The sequence below is a fragment of the Brucella pituitosa genome, from assembly GCF_965577835.1.
GTDB classification, from domain to species: Bacteria; Pseudomonadota; Alphaproteobacteria; order Rhizobiales; family Rhizobiaceae; genus Brucella; species Brucella pituitosa.
Window position 1 is genome coordinate 1392457 of the sequence record NZ_OZ264093.1, and the last position, 20111, is coordinate 1412567.

Below are 20111 nucleotides of genomic sequence, written 5' to 3' on the forward strand. Positions count from 1 at the left end.
GTGTCTCCTCTGAATTTTAGCGTGAGCGGCGACTGCGCGCCACGCGATGATTGACGATCCGGGCGGCATAATCGCCCGTAACCTGAATGGATTGAACGATGGCAACAAGAATGATGACGACTGCGATCATCACTTCCGGCATGAAACGCTGATAACCAAAACGGATACCGAGATCGCCCAAGCCACCGCCTCCGACGGTTCCTGCCATGGCTGAGTAGCCGACAAGGCTCACCAGTGTGACAGTCTGGCCTGCGATAATTCCAGGTAAAGCCTCGGGTAGAAGAACCTTGAAAATAATCTGCAACGGCGTTGCTCCCATACTTTCAGCAGCTTCGATAAGACTTTGATCTACCTCACGCATTGCGGTTTCTGCGAGGCGTGCATAGAGCGGAATGATGGCGACCGTCAGCGGCACTATCGCCGCAAAGGTGCCGACCGTTGTACCTGCCACAAAGCGGGTGAATGGGATAATCGCCACCATCAGAATGATGAAAGGCGTAGACCGCACCAGATTGACGATGGTGCCTGCAACGCGGTTGAAAACTGGTCGCTCAAGAAACTGTCCGGGGGCTGTGACCACCAAAGCGATGCCGAGCGGTAAGCCGATCAGGGTCGAGAGAATTGCAGAAGCGGCCACCATCATTATTGTCTGCTTGAGTGACTCAAGCAGCGGATTGACGAGTGCGGGTGAAAGCAGATCAGACAACATGACCGAGCACCTCTCCATGCAGTTCAAGCGAATTGAGATATGCGAGGACATCAGCGAGTTCAGGCTCACCGTTTTCGGCAATCAGCGTCATGATGCCGAGCGGCTTTCCGCCGATGTAATCGATGCGTCCGTGCAGGATATTAGGATTGATGCCAAAGCGCTGAACGAGCGTTGCGACCACAGGCGAATGTGCCGCCTCCCCAGAGAAGATAATCCGCAATACCGGATTTGATCCGGGAGCTGCTTCTGGCCGGAGTTTCTGTGCAACTTCGGGCGGCAGATCATGTGCCACAATGCTCGAGAGAAATGACCGCGCGATGGTGGATTGAGGAAAGGCGAAGACATCGAATGTCGAACCGCTCTCAACCACGCGTCCGCCTTCAAGCACGGTCACATGATCCGCAATCTGGCGAACCACATCCATCTCATGGGTTATCAGAACGATGCTCAGGCCCAGACGCCGGTTTATATCCTTGAGCAGTGAGAGAATTTGTTCAGTTGTTTCAGGGTCAAGCGCAGACGTTGCCTCGTCCGACAGAAGAACACTCGGCTCCAGCGCCAACGCACGCGCAATCCCCACACGCTGTTTCTGGCCACCAGACAATTCTGAGGGATAGGCATTGGCTTTTCCGTCAAGACCGACCAGATCAAGCAGTTCGGCTACGCGCTTGCGAATGGTTTCGCGCGGCACACCGGCCAATTCCATAGGTAGTGCTATATTAGCTGCAGCACTTCTAGAAGAAAGGAGACTAAAGTGCTGAAATATCATCGATATATCGCGTCTTGCCTGTCGCAATTCGCGACCTTCAAGCTGGCTAACCTGTCGCCCGGCAACGAAAACCTCACCACTCGTCGGCTGCACAAGGCCATTCAGGCACCGCACCAGTGTGCTTTTACCAGCACCAGAGCGACCGATGATGCCGTGTATAGATCCTTTGCCCACCTGCAATGACACGTCATCCAAAACCGCACCGGCTTTCGGATCATAGGTCTTGGTCAGCGACCTGACCTCGATGATCGGCGGTACGGAGCCAATCTGGCTCCGCGCTGTTTCAGCTATGCGAACCGAAAGGTTCATCTCACCATCCTGCAATGATATTGCCCTCGAACTTTTGTTCGAGGAAGGCTTTGACTTCTGGCGACTTGTAGGACTCGATCAGTGTCTTGACCCAAGGCGCATCCTTGTTTTTTTCCGCAACAGCGATGAGACAGAAATAGTCGGACAACTGGTCTTCAATCAGGATTGCATCTCGGCTTGGAACCAGACCGGCGCTCAACGCGAAATGAGAAGTGATCACCGAAAAATCAACATCTTCCAACGAACGGGCAAGCTGTGCTGTTTCCATAGGAATGATTTTTACGTTCTTCGGATTCTCAACAATGTCGAGTTCTGTGGCATTGAATGTCACACCGGGTGTGAGCTTGAGCACCCCACCCTTTTCAAGCAGCTTCAACGCGCGTCCGGCATTGCTTGGATCGTTCGGGATTGTAATCTGTGCACCTTCCGGCAAATCGGCCAAGGTCTTGAACTTATGCGAATAACCAGCCATCGGCAGCAGCACGGTGTTGCCGCCTACTGCTACGAGATTAAGTCCACGATCCTTGTTTTGCTGATTAAGATATGGCGTGTGCTGAAAACCGTTGGCATCGAGGTCTCCATCATTCGTAGCCGGATCGATCATCGCGCCATCGGAAAACTCGACGATTTCAATCTCGAGCCCCTTGGCTTTCGCGATTGGCGCGATAGCTTCCGCGATCTGGGCATGCGGACCTGATGTGACGCCGAGACGGATCTTATTAGCCAATGCGGGCGAAGCCGCAAGCAGGGAAAGCAAGACAGCAAATAGAGCGCCGCGAATGAATGGGGTATATTTCATGCAGATATTCCTCGAAGTGATTTAGGGACGGCGCATCAGGAGGCCGCACGCCAGTTTTGTTTTGCTGACCATTGACCAAGCCGGTCGACAGCTTCTGAAAGGGTTGCTTCCTTCTTGGCAAAGCAGAAGCGAACATGGCTTTTTACATCGCGTTCGCCGTAGAAGGATGAGACCGGAACCGGTGTCACACCGGCTTCAAGCGTGAGGCGGCGGCTAAAGGCGAGATCATCGCCATCTGGATCAAGTGCGCTGATATCGGCGACGGCAAAATAAGTCGCCGGAGCATCTGCGATTTCAAATCCTGCACTACGCAATCCGCCAAGTAGCAGATCGCGGCGCGCTGCCAGCGTCTCACGCAGATTGATGAAATAACTGTCCGGCAATGAAAGACCGACAGCCACAGCGGCCTGCAAGGCGGGTGGCGTGGTAAAAGTCACATATTGATGGGCGCGCGCAATCGGCGCGAGAAGTTTCGCGGAAGCTGTCACATAACCAACTTTCCAGCCCGTAACTGAAAAGCTTTTTCCTGCGGAACCGATCCGCACAACACGATCTCGGATATCAGGCACGGCAAAGAGCGAGTGAAAGGGTCTTCCGTCGAAGATCAGGTGTTCATAAACTTCGTCCGAGACAATTGTCAGATTATGCTTGATCGCTAGGGCTGCCAGAAACTCAAGCTCCTGCGGATCAAAAATCTTGCCGATCGGGTTCATCGGTGTGTTGACGACAATCAGCTTGGTTTTTGAAGTGATCGCTTTTTCCAGCGCCTCACGCGGCAGTTCCCAATGAGGCGGTGTCAGGCGAAGCGGAACAACTTTACCGCCCGCACGGCGAATGAGCGTGGCATATGCGTCGTAGACCGGCTCAAAGAGGATGACTTCATCATCACGGTCGAGTAGCGCCAGAAATGTGTCCGTCAGGGCTTCCGTAGCACCGGATGTGACAAGAACCTCAGTCTCCCAATCTATGTCCAATCCGAGAAATCGGTGCGCATTTTCCGCCACCGCTTTGCGCAAAGATGGAAGCCCGAGCATCGGCGGGTACTGGTGCGGGCCATCGCGCAAAGCCTGGATTGCGGCTTCAACAAGCTCCTGAGGCTCAAAGCCTTCTGGAAACCCCTGCCCGAGATTGATGGATCCAGTTTCAGCGGCAAGGCGCGACATGGATTCAAAAATGGATGTGCCTGTTGCACCGAATATTGGATTGACCATCAAATCGCCCCGCTGTGTATTATGAGTTACGGCGGAACGATAGGGCTTATAAAAACATCAAACAAAGCATCGGCTTGCTGTTCTGCCTCTACAACCGGAATGCTTTTCCCTAAAACGACATAAGTAGAATAGTTTTCGACGCCTGCTTAAAAATTGATCACAAGAATATCAGTAATCAGTTTTGGTGACGTGCCTTCCAAAGTTCTTCAGCCTTTTTATGGAATTGGCCATAGCTGTCATTATCGGCTGCAAGAACTGTCATTAACGCCATGGCCGTTGAAGCGATCACCGTCAGTTCAGCGCGCTCGTCGGTGGCGGCGCCAGACCAGACCGCAAGCCAATATTCAAAGGTCGTCAGGCTTGCGTGTTTGTCGGTTCCAGCCTTCGACAGGGTTGGCAGTGTCAGTTCTGATTTCTGACCGCCAAACCATCGGTGGATCGTATGCGTATGGTGCGGCACCAGTTCAGCGACATCGCGGCTTGTCGAGACGACTGAAACAGAAGGCCAGTCAAGCAGGGCTCCTGCATCGCGATGTAATTCACGATAAGTAGGCTGTGTCACCCCAAGGAAAGAGGCTGGAAGCCCCATTGGATTGAGCAGATGCGCGAGACTGTTAATGGATGATCGTGAATCGAAGAGTGGATAGAGTGCGAGCAATGCATGAACTTGCGGTGCAAACCCCGCCACTGGCATGAAGCAGATGCCATGCGCTTTCAACGCATTTTCAGCCAGCGAAAGCGACCCGGCAATCGGCACATTGAGAGATTCTGCCGCGAGTTCAAGCTTGCCCGACAGATCGCCCATACCACAATTGCCGTGCAGCGCTACTGGATAGCCGGCCCTTGCAACAAGAATTGCAGCCAGCATGAACCACGGCGCTTGATGGGAGTTCGGTGAAAGATAAGCAGGCCAATCAAGTGCAGATATGCGGTTATTCGCTTTTGTTGAGCAATATTTGCGTGCTGCCTGTGTCATGCCTGCAAGCTCGGGGGCTGTTTCACCACGATAATGAATTAATCGCAGCAAGGCACTGATTTGCATGGGATCTGCCTCCCCTGCAAATATGGTGGTAAAGGCATCTTCCGCTTCATACATTTCCAATGGGCGCGTATATCCAACCTTCCGCCCGGTAATCGCGATATATTTCGCCAGTCGTCTTACAGGGTCGTTTTCGTCCTGAATATTAGCGAACTGCGCCGCGAGCTGTTCCGGCGTGGGGTGGTTTTCAAGCTTCACGACTTTGCGGATACCAAGTGGTGGCGGTGCCACAATGGCACTGGTGCGTGCCCAACCATGCCTGTTTTTGCAATGGGCTTTCGGCGTATCATTGCCATCGAAATTCATCAGCGCATCGGTTTCATTTGCCAAACGGCGTAAGCGCCCGCGTAAAGCTTCTGCCTTGGGAGTGGCAATCATATTGCGCCCAGACCGAATGAAAATTGGATCGTCAAATTTCTCGCGTATCTGTCCGAGCAGCCGGCTCATGGCGGCCATGCTCAATCCCATCTGCCTGGCAGCACCTCCGACGCTTCCTTCCACAAGAAGTGCATCAAGTGCAATCAACAGACGTAGTTGACCGAGTTTCAGGCTTTCGCCGTCCGCACTTCCAGCCTCTGTCTGTGATTTCATGCGCTTGCCAGTCATTGCTGCCTTGTCCGTTCAGTTGCGTTTTATGAAACTTGGAATCGTTATAAAAGATGACCGTTGACGTCATCTTATTGCCATACATAAGGAGAGCTGAAAACTCAACTTTAAGGGTAACATTTATGACCAGCTTGTTTCGGGGATTGCGCGCCGATGGTACGCAGAACAGGCAATTGGCCAGCAAATCGCTTTTTGCCAAAGCCATTCTTGCGGGCACATGCCTTTCGACCGCACTCATTCTGAGTGGAACCGTTTCTTTTGCACAGACAACTACGGCAGAAGAAGCCGCGAAAAAGAAACAGGCCGAAGCGCAAGCTGCGGAACAAGTAAGCAACGACGGCAGCATCAAACTCAACCAGATCGTGGTTTCTGCAACTGGCTTTGAACAGAACATAACCGACGCGCCCGCAAGCATTTCAGTCGTGCCGGGTGAAGAGCTGGAAAGAGGCTCCTATCGCGATCTTGGCGATGCCTTGCGTGATGTTCAGGGTGTTGCTGTGACGGGGGCTGCAGCAGAACGGGATATTTTCATCCGCGGTCTTCCGGGCAGCTATACGCTCATTCTCGTTGACGGAAAGCGTCAGAGCACACGTGATGCCCGCACCAACGGCAATTCTGGCTTTGAACAGAGCTTCCTGCCGCCAGCAAATGCTATTGAGCGCATCGAAGTTATTCGTGGCCCAATGTCATCGCTTTATGGTTCAGATGCGATGGGCGGCGTCATCAACGTCATCACCAAGAAGGTTTCGGACAAGTGGAGCGGCTCACTGAGTTTCGACACCACGGTGCAGCAGCACTCGAAATTCGGCAATTCGGTTCAGGGTTCTTACTATATGACTGGGCCTCTCGTACCCAATCTGGTTGGTGTGCAGCTTTGGGGGCGAGGTCTGAAGCGTCAGGAAGACAGCATCATCAGCGGCACGCCTGAGCAACGCGATATCGATATCACCGGCCGCGTCACAATTACGCCGAATGCTGATCATGACATTCAGTTTGAAGCCGGCAGAGCAAGTTTGCGTCGCGACTCGACCGTTGGCAATACGATCAATCCGGTTGCAACAGGTAGCACAGCGCCGCTCGACTCCTATAACTACAATGACCGTAATCATTGGTCGATCAGCCATACAGGCCGCTGGGGCCCAACGACTTCAGAGTTCTCTTTCATGCAGGAAACTGCTCAAAGAACGAACTACAACTGGAACACCGCCAGAGGTGAGTTTGTCGAGAACCTGCGTTCTCCGCATATCCGCAACTCCACCCTCGACGGAAAGTTCACAACACCGTTTGAACTCTATGGCAACCATACGCTCGTGACGGGCGGCCAGTTTATTGACGCCACACTGACTGACCAGAATCCCGGCAACCGCTCCGGTCTGGATGAACAGTTCACGATCAAGCAGTGGGCACTTTTCGCGGAAGATGAATGGTGGATTACGCCAGACTTCGCCCTGACCGGTGGTCTGCGAATGGATCACCATGAAATCTACGGTTCGCATTGGAGCCCGCGTGGGTATGCCGTGTGGCATGCTACCGACCAGTTGACCCTTAAGGGCGGTATCTCAACCGGCTTCCGAGCCCCTGAAATTCGCACGATCGCGCCGGGCTACGCTTACACCACGGGCGGTGGCAATTGTACCTATGGTCCGACCGGTAATTGTGGCGTCATCATTGGGGATCCAAATCTGCAGCCAGAAAAGAGCACCAGCTACGAAGCCAGTGCGCTCTGGGATAACCAGCAGGGTTTGCGTCTCGGTGCGACCTACTTCTACACCGACTTCAAGGACAAGATCGCCAGCAACATTCAATATGACCCAATCACAGGTCAGCCACTTCGCTGGGCTCAGGATCCAAACTACGTCCTCTATTACAGCTACAACATCGATGAAGCTGTTATTCAGGGTGTAGAACTGACAGCGGATTGGGAGGCGACCGACACGATTAAACTTCGCGGTAGCTATACCTATACCGACTCTGAACAGAAGACCGGCGAATATGCTGGCCTGCCGCTGGCCCGCACGCCAAAGCACATGGCAAACATCCGCGCTGATTGGGAAACACCAGTCGATGGTTTGACTGCATGGGCGGCTGGTAATTATCACGGCCCGGAGATCAACGCTGGCCTGCGCATCGGCACCCTTGGTGAGCCTTATGCTTATAATAGCAGAGGTCAGGTCATCGCCCGCAAATATAAGGGCTATGCCACTGTCGACTTCGGCGGCTCTTATGAGTTCAGCGAGAACGTGACGCTCAACGCCGCCGTCTACAACATCTTCGACAAGAAGGTCACTGTGGATGAAACCAATAACGTGGTTGAAGGCCGTCGTCTCTGGCTCGGCATGACCTCGCGCTTCTAACACACTTTATGACGTCAGCTGCTCCTGGCTGGCGTCATTTCTTTATGGAATGGATGCTCTTGTGAGCAAGACAAAGAACGTATTTTTGAAGGTTTGCCTTATGTTCGGAAGCATTCTCATGAGCGCCTCTGCACATGCTGGAAAGCCACAAGTCGACTCCTTTGACATGCAAGCAAACGGCATCGACTATCGGATTCTCGTTGCTGCTCCGGCAGATAAAGCGCCTGCCAATGGCTTTCCCATTGTCTATATGACTGATGGCAATCGAATGCTGCCAATTGCAGCAAAGCTGATGGAAGAAAATCCCAAACTAAACGCTGTTTTTGTCGGCATAGGCTATCCGACTGAAGACAAGGATGAGATTGTTCGCCTGCGCTATTTCGATCTCACGCCTCCGACGCCAGATGATTTGATCCCTGTTCAGACCAATATCCCGAAAACTGGCGGTCGTGATGCGTTCTTCGATTTTATTGATTATCAGGTTAAAGCTGAAATCGAAAAACGTTTTGCTATCGACAAGAACAAGCAGGCTCTGTTCGGCCACTCGCTTGGCGGTCTTTTCACGCTTTACGCGCTCTTCAATCACCCGGATTCATTTCAGACTTACGCCGCCGCCGACCCATCGATCTGGTGGAACGGCCGCTCCATTCTTGCCGATAAGGATCGGTTTGTGGAAGGCTTCAAAGCCAATCCGAAACCGATGCGGCTTTTGATCGAATCCTCCGGTAAACGCAGCGAACGTCCGGGCCAGTCACAGGAAGATACTGAGCGCCTGAAGAAGCTGCGCGGTGGACCATCAGGTGCAGATATTCAAACCGAGTTGAAACAACTGCCGAGCTTTGAGGTCGCCTATCGTCGCTTCGAAAATGAAAGCCACGGTTCGATGATCCCGCTCACGGTCGAGGACAGCCTTAAATTCATCCTCCTCAATGAGAGCCCAGACGAACAAAACAACTGAATTATGGTCTTCCGGCTTTGACTGGAAGAAAACCGGACTATAAAGCACAAGATTGACGAAAGGATTGAACGCCATGCTGAAATTCAGCCAACACTTTTCCCGTCTATGCGGCGCAGCACTTGTTGTGACCACCCTCGCCTCCGGTGCTAACGCTGCTGATGTGGCGGTCAAACATGCGCAAGGTGAAACGACGGTTGCGACCAATCCTCAGAAAGTCGTTGTGTTTGATTTTGCGACGCTCGACAATCTTGACCGCCTTGGTGTGAAGATCATCGGCGTTCCCGGTAGCATCGCGTTCCCGGAATATCTCAAAAAATATGACAGTGCTGATTACACCAAAGTAGGCACGCTTTTTGAGCCAGATTACGAAGCCGTCAATGCCGCGGAACCCGACCTCGTCATCGTAGGTGGTCGCTCGGCTGCAAAATATGGTGAACTCGCGAAAATTGCCCCGACAATCGATCTTACCGTTCCTGCCAAGGAATTCATTTCCGGCACCGAAGCCAATATCGAAAAGCTTGGGCAGATTTTCGGCAAGGAAACGGAAGCCAAGGCAGAAGTTGAAAAGCTCAACAGCGAACTCGCAGCGCTGAAAGAAAAGGCCAAGGGCAAAGGTAAGGGTCTGATGATCCTGACGTCTGGTGGCAAGATCAGCGCCTATGGTCCGGGTTCCCGTTTCGGCGTTCTACATGACAGCTTTGGTGTTGAACCGGCTGCCCCTGACCTTTCCGTTGGCAATCATGGTCAGCCAATCAGCTCGGAATTCATTCTTGAGACCAATCCGGACTGGCTTTTTGTGCTCGACCGTGATGCAGCCATTGGTCGTGAAGGCACATCCGCCAAGCAGTTGCTCGACAATGAACTCGTGCGTCAGACAAACGCCTGGAAGAACGATCAGGTCGTCTATCTGAACGCCCAGAACTGGTATTTGGTCGGCGGTGGTCTGGGCGCTCTGCACAACACGATCCAACAGCTTTCGGCGGCTTTCGACAAAGCAAAATAATAATGTTTGACCCAGTCAGTCGGGACAGCCCGACTGACAAGGCATGAATGCAGGAATTGAGCGTGAAGGCACTCGCCGCAGCTATAATTGTTGTCGTCATATTGGCTTTTATCAGCCTGTTTATCGGCGTCAGCGATGTATCGCTCAGCACACTGTTTGGTGCAAATAGCACTGATCGCGCAGCAGAAGTGTTGTTGATCAGCCGCATACCGCGCACGCTCGCGATCATTCTTGCCGGCATGTCGATGGCTGTGGCTGGCATGATCATGCAGATGCTCACCCGCAATCGATTTGTCGAACCCTCAACAGCTGGCACGGTTGAATCAGCAAGCCTCGGTATTCTGCTGGTCATTCTGTTTGCACCTGACACACCGGTTTTCGGTAAGATGCTGGTGGCATCCATCACCGCTCTTGCAGGCACTGCCCTTTTTCTAAGAATCTTACGCAGTATTCCGCTTCGTTCAGTTCTCGTGGTGCCGCTCGTCGGCATCATGCTGGGCGGTGTGATCAGTGCGGTAACTACCTTCATTGCCTATCGTTATGATCTGTTGCAGGCACTCAATTCATGGACCACCGGCGACTTCTCCGGTGTTCTACGTGGGCGCTATGAATTGCTGTGGCTTTCCTTCTTCCTGACTGTCATTGCCTATATTGCAGCGGATCGTTTCACAGTTGCTGGTATGGGCGAAGATTTCACTACCAATCTCGGCCTCAACTATCGCCGCGTCGTAACGCTCGGGCTCGTTATCGTTTCGATGGTCAGTGCTTGCGTGGTTGTAACGGTTGGCATGATCCCGTTTCTGGGCCTTATCGTGCCCAACGTGGTCAGCATGTTCATTGGCGATAATATGCGCCGTGCCGTGCCATGGGTAGCAGTACTGGGCGCGGGCCTTGTGCTTGCCTGCGATATCGTCGGGCGCCTGATCCGCTTTCCCTATGAAATCCCTATCGGTACGATGATGGGCGTCGTTGGCAGTGCGATCTTCCTCTATCTGCTTTTGCGCCGGGGATCACGCCTTGCTTAAACGTCCCGGCTTCATCATCACGCTTCTCGCAATCCTCGTCATTGTTTCCTGCGCAGCCTTCATGACGTTAGGTGCAAAAGGCAGCTGGTCTTTCATCCTTACCTTCCGCGGCACCAAGCTTGCAGCCATGGTGCTGGTTGCCTATTCGATTGCAGTCTCAACGGTGCTGTTTCAGACCGTTACGAACAATCGCATTCTCACGCCCTCCATCATGGGCTTTGATGCGCTTTATATTCTGATCCAGACATTGGCAGTCTTTGCGTTTGGCGCTATCCATGTGAACGGGGTCGGACCCAATGCCCGCTTCTTTGCAGAAACGGCAATCATGGTGGTTTTTGCCAGCACGCTTTATGCGTGGCTGTTTTCTGGTGCGGCACGCAGTCTGCATCTCGTCATGCTCGTCGGCATTGTGTTCGGCGTCTTTTTCCGAAGTCTGTCGAACCTCATGCAGCGCATGATCGACCCCAACGAATTTGCGATACTTCAGGACCGTTTCTTTGCGAGCTTCAACAGTGTCAACGCAGACATTCTGCTGCTTGCGGCAATCATCGTGGCGGCTGTCACGCTTTACGGTCTGCGTTTCCTCAATGTCTTCGATGTTTTGTCGCTTGGCCGTGATCCCGCAATCAATCTTGGCGTTGATCATAGTCGTGTTGTGCATCGTATTCTGCTGATCGTCACAATCCTGGTTTCGGTTTCAACTGCCCTTGTCGGACCGATAACCTTCTTCGGCCTTTTGGTCGCCAATCTTGCTTACATGATCGCAGGTACATCAAAGCATCGCGTGGTGTTGCCCATCGCCGTTTTGCTTGCAATCCTGTGCATTGTCGGCGGCCAAACCATTCTAGAGCGCATTTTCTCATTCAATACTGCGCTCAGTGTCATCATCGAGTTTCTGGGCGGCCTCGTCTTTATCATCCTTCTCGTCAGGGGGAACGCACGTTGATCGAAATAAGCCAAGTCAGCAAATCCTACAGCGATGCAATCGTCGTCGATGACGTAACACTGCAATTGCCCGCACGCGGGATTACATCGATCATCGGGCCTAATGGCGCTGGAAAATCTACTTTGCTTTCGATGGTCAGTCGTCTGCTCCCAATGGACACGGGCCGTGTGACCGTAGACGGACTCGACGTTTCAACCACACCGGGCGACGTGCTGGCAAAACGCCTTTCGATCCTGAGACAGGAAAACGCTATTAATTCGCGCCTTACCGTACGCGATCTCGTGACTTTCGGACGCTATCCGCACTCCAAGGGACGGCCAACACGCGAAGACCTCAACCATGTCGATCAGGCAATAGGATATCTCGGCCTTGAAGACCTTGGCTCCCGTTTTCTGGACGAATTATCAGGCGGGCAGCGCCAACGCGCTTTTGTGGCAATGGTTCTCTGCCAGAACACAGATTACGTCCTGCTGGATGAGCCGCTTAACAATCTTGATATGAAGCATTCAGCTTCAATGATGAAGCTGTTGCGGCGCGCGGCCGATGAACTGGGCAAGACTATCGTTCTGGTGTTGCACGACATCAATTTCGCGTCCTGCTATTCCGACCATATTGTTGCCATGCGTAAGGGCAAGGTCGTGCATCAGGGATCACCGGAAAAACTCATTCAGCCGGACATTCTGCGCGATATTTACGAGATGGAGATTGCCGTCGAAATGATCGGCGGCAATCGTATTGGGATCTATTATCTTTAATTACGCAACCGGTGTGCTCGGCAACAAGAGTTGCAAGGCATCATAAGCTGAAAGAACGGTTTCCATCTGCGCCGTATGACCTTTGACAAAGGCATCGCCATAGATGGTTTCGTCCGGATATTCGGTGATCAGTGTCAATGGCACCGTATGACGATCATCAACACCGACCATGCACGGAAATCCGTTTATGATCCGGAAGCCCGTTTCGCCTGCATGTTGCTCGAAAAGCTTGATCTGCGCATCGTTATAATCAAGAAGACCGTCGATCGCGCCAAGATGCCTGGTCACGTGATCCATAAGCTGTTCGGCTTCTTTTTCCCATGACGCATGGTGGCGGATAATCAGGAAGAAGCCCTTTGGCAGCGTCCACATTGCAAAGGATCGCGGCACATAGCCCGACAGCGGTCGCGTCCATTCATGCGATGGATAACCATGCAGATTGACATGAAGCTTCGCATTCGTGAGCGCTTCCGCTTCTACACGGATTGCTTTCTCAAATAGACCCTCGCCGCTACGATATTCCAGATCATCGCCCAAAGCCGTATAGCGCGACGCATGATGCATATGATGCGGCTGCAACACACAGAGACGCTTGTGGATTTCATAACCGTCCGGGTTTTCCTGCGGAGAAATCGTGAAATGCGCCCCGTTGCGCGCAGCAAGACGATTTGCTGCACGCAATGCACCGACAACACCTGTGGTTTCATTGGCATGTTGACCGGCACTGATCATCATTGGCGCATCGCTGCCTTTGACAAAAGTCGCGCGAACGCTGCGTCCCGAACGGGCTTTCGCTTCAAAGGGTGAACCGCCAAGCTTTGCAATCTCACGGCGGATTTGATCCGCGGAAAGCGGAGCTTGCGCATTTTCAAGAACCTGCTCGGCAGTCAGCGCGTCTGCCGTTGCAAGTGGACGCGTTTCCACTTTCACTGTTGGCTCGGCATCGCGGAAGCGAACTTCCGGTACGATCTGACCTGGTTGCAAGCCACGATCGCCGACCGGACGACCGGACTTTTTCTGGAAAACTTCGAGCAGCGAGAAATAGATATCCTCGTGCAGAGCTTCCGTCAGACTCAGCGCCTCCTCATCATGGGCAAGACGTCGATCCGTGATCGGCAGGCTGACTGAAATGTTCAGTTCTTCAAAATAAGGCTCGCCCCTGGCCCAGTCATGGGCCGCAATAGTCGAAACCGTATCATGAAACAGCTTTTCATAAGCGGTTTCAAAACGCGCATTTTCTGCGCTGCCCTTATGGTCGACAATCAGCCAGCCGGTTGGTGAAACAAGCGTTTCGCCGATGAAATCTTCATGCACGCGATTAGGCGCGAAGACCCGGTGGCTTTCAGTACGGCCATCGGCAAATGTCAGATCAACTTCATAGAAGAAATCGACCTTGCCCGAGGCGGCGAAGCTGATTTTTGCATCAGGCAGAAGCGCCGAAAGCGGATAGGTTTCCAGCAAAAAGCGATTTTCTACGCAATTGTCGTGGCGTGGATAGCGAATTGATGCTGCTTTAACTGCGCGCCCTTCCACTTCTTCAAGGAAAAAATGCAGAAGCGGCTTATAGGCTGAGCGTAGATGTGCATTGATCCCTGCCTCACGAAGCTTCGTTTCCGCAGCATAGCGGCTTGGCTGATCATCGAACAACCAAGCTTCTAGTTTTGCGCCGCGCATTTCCGGCTTTGAAAAGCGTTCGATCAGGACATTGATTGAGCGCGGATAGGTCTTCTCGAAAATCACGCTCATCGCGAAGTCCTGCCGGTTGGATCAAGGCTATCACGCAGCCAGTCACCGAGAAGATTGAGACCAAGCACCGTGAACAGAATGGCAAGGCCCGGGAAGAGGCTTACCCACCATGCAGTCTGAAGATAGGTGCGGCCATCGGCTAGCATTCCGCCCCAGCTTGGAATGGTTGAATCAATACCAAAGCCAAGGAAGGTCAGGCTGGATTCAAGAAGGATATTGTTGGCGACATTCAGCGTCATAAGAACGATAACCGGTCCGAGCAGGTTTGGCAGCAGATGCTGGAAAATGATGCGCCAATCCCTAACCCCGATAGCACGCGCCGACAGGATGAACTCACGTTCGCGCAGCGACAGCACGGAGCCACGCACCAATCGTGCATATTGCACGCATTGCGAGACAATCAGAAGAATGATCGTATTGAGCAGACCACCACCAAGAATGGCCATGAAGGTGATCGCAAGCAGGATGAAAGGCATTGCGAGCTGCACATCGACAAAGCGCATGAGCGCCATATCCCAGAAACCGCGATAATAACCGGCGACCAGCCCCATGATCGTGCCGATGATCACTGAACCGATCACAGACACGAAGCCAACGAACAACGAAATCTTGCCGCCGATGACCACTCGTGCAAGTACATCACGACCGAGCGGATCGGTGCCAAAAATATGGGCCGGATTTATGAAGGGCGGCGTCAGACGCGCCAGAAGATCGATCTTGTTGGCACCGGCTGGGAAGAGATAGCCGGAGAAAATCACTGCAAGACAGATTGCGCCGGTCAGCGCAAAGCCGACGACAAACTCCAGGCTTGCAAAGCGCGAGTATGCGAGGCTCAATGTTTTTGTCGCCATTTGCTCTACTCCGTACGAATGCGCGGATCGACAAGGCCGTAGGCGATGTCCACCAGAAGATTGACGCCGATAATCAGCATCGACAAAATTGCGATTGTTGCCTGCAAGACCGGATAATCGCGGCTGGCAACGGCTTCAAAGGCAAGCGTGCCCATGCCTGGCCAGTTGAACACGCGTTCCACCACAACAATACCGCCCAAAAGTCCACCAAACTGAAGCCCTATATAGGTGATGAGTGGAATGGCGCAGTTACGCAACGCGTGCTTGTAAAGTACCTTGTTCTCGCTCAGGCCTTTGGCGCGGGCGACCATAATATACTGCGATTGCAGGGTTTCGAGCATCGATGTTCGCACCAGACGAACATTGGTTGCGGTCAGAATGATGCCCATGGTCAGCGCTGGCATTACGAAGCTCGCGACACCGCCCATGCCGCTCGGTGGCAGCCATTGCAGATAAATGCCGAACAACAGCACCAGCATGGTGGCGAGCCAGAAATTAGGGAAAGACAGGCCAACGAGCGAACAGATACGAATGAGCTGATCAGCCCATTTGCCACGCGAAACAGCGGCCTTGATGCCAAGCGGCACCGAAATCACGATAGAAACGAACAGTGACGCGAAGGCCAGCATCAGCGTTGCAGGCAATGCGCTTCCCACAAGAACGGACACCTGAGTGCCGCCAAGAAAGCTGCGCCCAAGATCCAGCGTGAACAGGCCCTTGAGGAACTGCCAATACTGCACAAAGAACGGCTGGTTCAAGCCTAGCCCTTCGCGAATACGCACAAGATCGGCTTCTGTAATACTGCCCGCACCCTGCGTCAGCATCAATGCCGGATCGCCCGTGAGGCGGATCGCAAATGCGACGAGCAGCGTCATCGCGATTAACACGAATAACGCCTGCAAAATTCGTTTTATGAGAAATCCGGCCACCAGAGCGCCTCCGAAATGCTGCGGCAAGCCGATAATAACCGGCTCGCCGTATTAGTTACTACTCGACGGTTACGTCAGTCAGACGCAGACGGCTGTCTGGAACCGGAACGAAGTTCTTCACGCGCTTGTTCACGCCGAAGATTGCCTTCAGGTTGTAAAGCGGCATTTCCAGAGCCCGATCAGCTGCGTAATGTGCGATCTCCTGAAGCAGCTTTTCACGTTCGCCGCGGTCGAGAACCGAACGCTGTGCTTCGAGCATCTTGTCGAGCTTTTCGTCCTTGTCATAGGGGTTCCACTTTTCACCCGAGTGGTACATCGAGTAAGCAGTGTTATCGTAATCGAAGGTCCAGCCACCCCAGGCCTGCTGGAACATCGCGCCGGTCTTGCCCTGCGGGATAATGTCGTTGAGCAGAACGTTCGTGTCATAAGGCTTGATGGTTGCATTGATGCCGACCATCTGCAGGAAGCTTGCGACTGCCTGTGCCACTTCATTGAAGCTCGCATCCTGACCGCGCACGTCAATCTGAACGGTTGCACCGGGCTGAACGCCGGCTTCTTCAAGCAGCTTCTTAGCCTGTTCAGGATCGTAAGGCAGTGGCTTCATGTTTGGATCAAAACCAAACGAGAGAGCACCCTGAAAACTTGCAATCGCTTCGGCCTGTCCGGCAAGGATAGACTGAATGATCGCATCGCGGTCCACGGCCATGATGAGTGCCTTGCGAACGCGTTCATCCTTGGTGATACCGTCAGCGGTGTTGAAACGCAGCGCATAAACTGTCGGCCCTGGAGCGGTTACAAGTTCAAGCTTTGGATCGCCTTCAATTGTAGGGATCATGCCGATCGGAATGGTCGGCGGAATGACGAGATCAACGCGACCGGCCTGAAGTTCGGCAACAGCGGTCGAAGGCTCGGTGATGAAGCGATATTCGAGTTCCGAAAGCTTCGGTGCACCGCCCCAATGATCGGCGAATGCTTCGAGCTTAATGTTGACCTTCGGGTCATAGGACACGAATTTGAATGGGCCTGTACCAACCGGATGCGTGTTGAAATAGTCGTCACCCTTTTCGGTGATGTATTTTGGTGGAACGATCATCGCGCCATAACCGGCGAGCTTGGTGATCAGAACCGGGTCCGGTGTCTTCAGGTGAAAATCGACTGTTTTATCGTCGATGACTTCAACCTTTTCGATTGCGATATAGTTGGAACGCTGCGGGCCTTTCGCGCCTTCCTCACCAAGCAAACGATCAAAAGTGAACTTCACGGCTTCCGCATTGAACGGCTCGCCATCATGAAACTTGACACCTTCGCGCAAGGTGAAGCGGATGCGCTTGCCTTCATCGAGTTCTTCCCACGAGGTGGCCAAACCCGGGACGATTTTCAGATCAGGGCCGCGATAAACCAAACCGTCGAAAATATTGGTAGCAACAGACGCCCAGTTGACGAGGAAAGTATCAATCGGGTCCCAGCTGCCCGGGTCCTGCGGCGATGAAATGGTCAGTTTGCCTGCGGCGAATGCCGGAGCGGATGCAAACACAGCCGCCGACAGCGCGGAAGCCATGAGAACGGCTTTAAGTGTTTTCCTTATCATTGTTTTTCCCCTTTGGGTTTTGTTGAATTCTTATGCTTCAGGTGCTTTCGGCGACGAAATGCCCGGATGCAACCTCGCGATGATTGTAGATGGTGGGCTTGTCATCAATCCGGCGCGTGGTGCTTGGAATTTCACCTTCCAGTGCTGCGCGTTCGGTGCGGGCCGAAGGATCAGCGACAGGCACTGCCGATAACAGGCGCTGCGTATAAGGATGCGTTGGCGTCTCGAAAACCTGCCTGCGCGAGCCGAGTTCCATGATTTGACCAAGATACAGAACAGCAACGCGGTGGCTCATCTTTTCAACAACAGCCATGTCATGACTGATGAAGAGATAGGCCAGTCCATGTTCCTTCTGCAGATCCATGAACAGATTGATCACCTGCGCCTGAATGGAGACATCAAGTGCAGACAGCGCTTCATCCGCAATAATCAGCTTGGGTTTTGAAGCAAGCGCACGCGCAATGCAGATGCGCTGACGCTGACCGCCGGAAAACTCATGCGGATAACGCGATGCATGTTCAGGTCCGAGGCCTACTCGCTCAAGCAACTCGGCTACGCGTGCATTAATGGCCTTGTTATTGTCGAGAAGACCGTGAGTGCGGATCGGCTCGGCAATGGAAAAGCCCACCGTCTTGCGCGGATCGAGCGATGCGAACGGGTCCTGAAAAATATACTGAACTTCACGACGCATTGCGTAGCGCTCGGAAGAACTCATTTCAGAATAGGCTTTTCCGTTAAAACGGATATCACCAGCCAGCGGCGATTGCAGCTGCTGGATTGTGCGCCCAATTGTCGATTTACCGGAACCGGACTCGCCGACAAGTGCCAGCGTTTCGCCGGGATAGATATCGAAATTCACTTTCGATACGGCATTGCAGACATGGGTGACTTTGCCGAAAAGGTTTTTCTTGATCGGAAAGCGCACGTAAAGATCGTCAACAGCCAATAGCGGCTTATCACTATAGCTCGCCGTATCCTGAATGCGCTCTTCACCGGAAAGAACCGGAACACCATCGCGCATCATCATAACCGGCATACGTTTGGGGAATGCTTCGCCTGTCATGCTGCCGAGCTTGGGGACGGCAGACAAAAGCGTCTGCGTGTAAGGGTGCTGCGGCGCTTCAAAGATGCGCCCAACCGGACCCTCTTCAACCTTTTTGCCCTTCCACATGACGACGACATCATCAGCCATTTCTGCCACCACGCCCATGTCGTGGGTGATGAAAATGACAGCCATTTCAAGTTCTTTCTGCAAATCCTTAATAATATGCAGGATCTGAGCCTGAATGGTGACATCAAGTGCCGTTGTTGGTTCATCGGCAATCAGAAGCTTCGGACGACATGCGAGCGCCATGGCAATCATCACACGCTGGCGCATACCGCCTGAAAGCTGATGCGGATAACGTTTGAGCAGCCCTTCTGCATCCGGCAGGCGCACCATTTCCAAAAGGCGCTTGCCTTCCGCAAGAGAAGCGGCTTTCGACATGCCCTCGTGCAGCATCAGCACTTCGGAAAGCTGATTTCCGATGGTGAACACCGGATTGAGCGACGTCATCGGCTCCTGAAAGATCATCGCGATGTCTTTACCGCGAATACCGCGCATCGCCTTCTGATCAGCCTTCAATAGATCGCGTTCGCCATTCGGGCTGTTGAACAGAATGCGACCGGACGGAAATTTCGCACCGCTCATGTCAGCTAACCGCATTATGGAAAGCGACGTGATCGACTTGCCCGAGCCCGATTCACCAACGACAGCCAAAGTACGCCCTGGCGCGACGGAGAAGCTCAAATCATCGACCACCCGGCTCGAGCCGAATTCGACACTGAGGCCCTCGACCGTCAGCAGAGGTTTTGAAACAGATAAGTTCAACTCGGTTCCGTTCAAACTCGTAACTCTCTTACAACGTGATGGCAGACCGTGTGGCCTGATTGAATGCACCGGACATGAAACGCAGCAGCGCTGCGACTTCAGATAGTGTCTCTTCAGATGGACGGGCATTCGCTGTGGAATCGACCAGAAGACGTTCGCGGATTTGCGCATAGCGAGCGCAAGCCTCCGCGCCTTTTTCCGTAATCTTGACCGTCTTTTCCTTAGACGCCTTGCCGGTTGTCAGCAGCCCGGCTTTTTCCAGCTTGCGGATGGCATAAGTCGCGATGTGCGTGTCTTCTATATCGAGCACGAGGCATATATCCGCGAGCTTCTTCTCCCGTCCGCGATGACGGATCGAATGCAGGATCAGCACTTCGATTGGAGAAAGCCCTGGCAAACCGGCTGCCGCCATGCAGCGAACCATCCAGCGCGAGAAAGCGTGCGACGCCAGAATAAGGCCATACTCAACCTCAGACATCCCGGGTGAGCCACCTTCAGCGAGATGGGCAGAAGAAACAATAGGACCGAGAGATGCAACGGAACGCAGATGCTTTGGCAGTGAAACTTCATCGAAGCCCTGCTCTCGCATCTCAGCGGGCATTTCTGCCGCCACTTCCGAGTCTCTCTTATTCCCCATTATTGCG

At 53.2% G+C, this 20111-nt stretch carries 17 protein-coding genes; 6 read left to right on the forward strand and 11 right to left on the reverse strand.

What is annotated here, in order from left to right; all coding sequences use genetic code 11:
• Positions 1-16: 16 nt before the first annotated feature.
• The 5 genes from ACSME1_RS17770 to ACSME1_RS17790 all read right to left on the reverse strand — a co-directional run bounded on the left by ACSME1_RS17770 (position 17) and on the right by ACSME1_RS17790 (position 5427).
• Positions 17-709, reverse strand: coding sequence for a methionine ABC transporter permease (locus ACSME1_RS17770; RefSeq protein ID WP_435655107.1), 693 nt, complete (start codon positions 707-709; stop codon positions 17-19).
• Entirely contained in the window at positions 699-1787 is a 1089-nt protein-coding gene (locus ACSME1_RS17775; RefSeq protein ID WP_424576831.1) for a methionine ABC transporter ATP-binding protein, read from the reverse strand. Before ACSME1_RS17775 ends, ACSME1_RS17770 begins: the two co-directional genes overlap by 11 nt.
• Before the next feature lies 1 nt (position 1788).
• On the reverse strand, positions 1789-2586 hold the full coding sequence (locus ACSME1_RS17780; RefSeq protein ID WP_435655108.1) for a MetQ/NlpA family ABC transporter substrate-binding protein: 798 nt from the start codon (positions 2584-2586) through the stop codon (positions 1789-1791).
• A gap of 35 nt (positions 2587-2621) precedes the next feature.
• On the reverse strand, positions 2622-3797 hold the full coding sequence (locus ACSME1_RS17785) for an aminotransferase (protein ID WP_435655109.1): 1176 nt from the start codon (positions 3795-3797) through the stop codon (positions 2622-2624).
• Between the two features lie 175 nt (positions 3798-3972).
• Positions 3973-5427, reverse strand: a complete 1455-nt coding sequence (locus ACSME1_RS17790; RefSeq protein WP_424576828.1) for a glycosyl transferase family protein — start codon at positions 5425-5427, stop codon at positions 3973-3975.
• A gap of 137 nt (positions 5428-5564) precedes the next feature.
• Between ACSME1_RS17790 and ACSME1_RS17795 the strand changes: the two genes are divergently transcribed.
• The 6 genes from ACSME1_RS17795 to ACSME1_RS17820 all read left to right on the forward strand — a co-directional run bounded on the left by ACSME1_RS17795 (position 5565) and on the right by ACSME1_RS17820 (position 12483).
• On the forward strand, positions 5565-7796 hold the full coding sequence (locus ACSME1_RS17795; protein ID WP_235822379.1) for a TonB-dependent receptor domain-containing protein: 2232 nt from the start codon (positions 5565-5567) through the stop codon (positions 7794-7796).
• Between the two features lie 118 nt (positions 7797-7914).
• On the forward strand, positions 7915-8754 hold the full coding sequence (locus ACSME1_RS17800) for an alpha/beta hydrolase (RefSeq protein WP_435655110.1): 840 nt from the start codon (positions 7915-7917) through the stop codon (positions 8752-8754).
• Between the two features lie 73 nt (positions 8755-8827).
• The gene (locus ACSME1_RS17805) at positions 8828-9757 is read left to right on the forward strand and encodes a siderophore ABC transporter substrate-binding protein (RefSeq protein ID WP_435655111.1); all 930 of its coding nucleotides are present in this window, start codon (positions 8828-8830) and stop codon (positions 9755-9757) included.
• 62 nt (positions 9758-9819) lie between these two features.
• Positions 9820-10782 (forward strand): ABC transporter permease, encoded by a 963-nt coding sequence (locus ACSME1_RS17810; RefSeq protein WP_105706446.1) that lies wholly within the window; start codon positions 9820-9822, stop codon positions 10780-10782.
• The gene (locus ACSME1_RS17815; protein WP_435655112.1) at positions 10775-11728 is read left to right on the forward strand and encodes an iron chelate uptake ABC transporter family permease subunit; all 954 of its coding nucleotides are present in this window, start codon (positions 10775-10777) and stop codon (positions 11726-11728) included. Before ACSME1_RS17810 ends, ACSME1_RS17815 begins: the two co-directional genes overlap by 8 nt.
• Positions 11725-12483: an iron ABC transporter ATP-binding protein gene (locus tag ACSME1_RS17820; protein ID WP_094539131.1), complete on the forward strand. Its 759-nt coding sequence runs from the start codon at positions 11725-11727 to the stop codon at positions 12481-12483. Before ACSME1_RS17815 ends, ACSME1_RS17820 begins: the two co-directional genes overlap by 4 nt.
• Here ACSME1_RS17820 and ACSME1_RS17825 read toward each other — a convergent pair whose 3' ends face one another.
• From ACSME1_RS17825 to ACSME1_RS17850, 6 genes are read right to left on the reverse strand one after another with little or no spacing between them, the layout of a single operon-like run.
• Positions 12484-14229 (reverse strand): peptidase M14, encoded by a 1746-nt coding sequence (locus ACSME1_RS17825; RefSeq protein WP_435655113.1) that lies wholly within the window; start codon positions 14227-14229, stop codon positions 12484-12486.
• Complete coding sequence (locus ACSME1_RS17830; RefSeq protein ID WP_024896299.1) at positions 14226-15080, reverse strand: ABC transporter permease; 855 nt, start codon at positions 15078-15080, stop codon at positions 14226-14228. Before ACSME1_RS17830 ends, ACSME1_RS17825 begins: the two co-directional genes overlap by 4 nt.
• A 5-nt stretch (positions 15081-15085) precedes the next feature.
• Complete coding sequence (locus ACSME1_RS17835) at positions 15086-16009, reverse strand: ABC transporter permease (protein ID WP_024896300.1); 924 nt, start codon at positions 16007-16009, stop codon at positions 15086-15088.
• 58 nt (positions 16010-16067) lie between these two features.
• On the reverse strand, positions 16068-17597 hold the full coding sequence (locus tag ACSME1_RS17840) for an ABC transporter substrate-binding protein (protein ID WP_024896301.1): 1530 nt from the start codon (positions 17595-17597) through the stop codon (positions 16068-16070).
• Between the two features lie 37 nt (positions 17598-17634).
• Complete coding sequence (locus ACSME1_RS17845; protein WP_435655114.1) at positions 17635-19482, reverse strand: ABC transporter ATP-binding protein; 1848 nt, start codon at positions 19480-19482, stop codon at positions 17635-17637.
• A 13-nt stretch (positions 19483-19495) separates the two neighbouring features.
• The gene (locus tag ACSME1_RS17850) at positions 19496-20104 is read right to left on the reverse strand and encodes a winged helix DNA-binding protein (RefSeq protein WP_024896303.1); all 609 of its coding nucleotides are present in this window, start codon (positions 20102-20104) and stop codon (positions 19496-19498) included.
• Positions 20105-20111 lie beyond the last annotated feature (7 nt).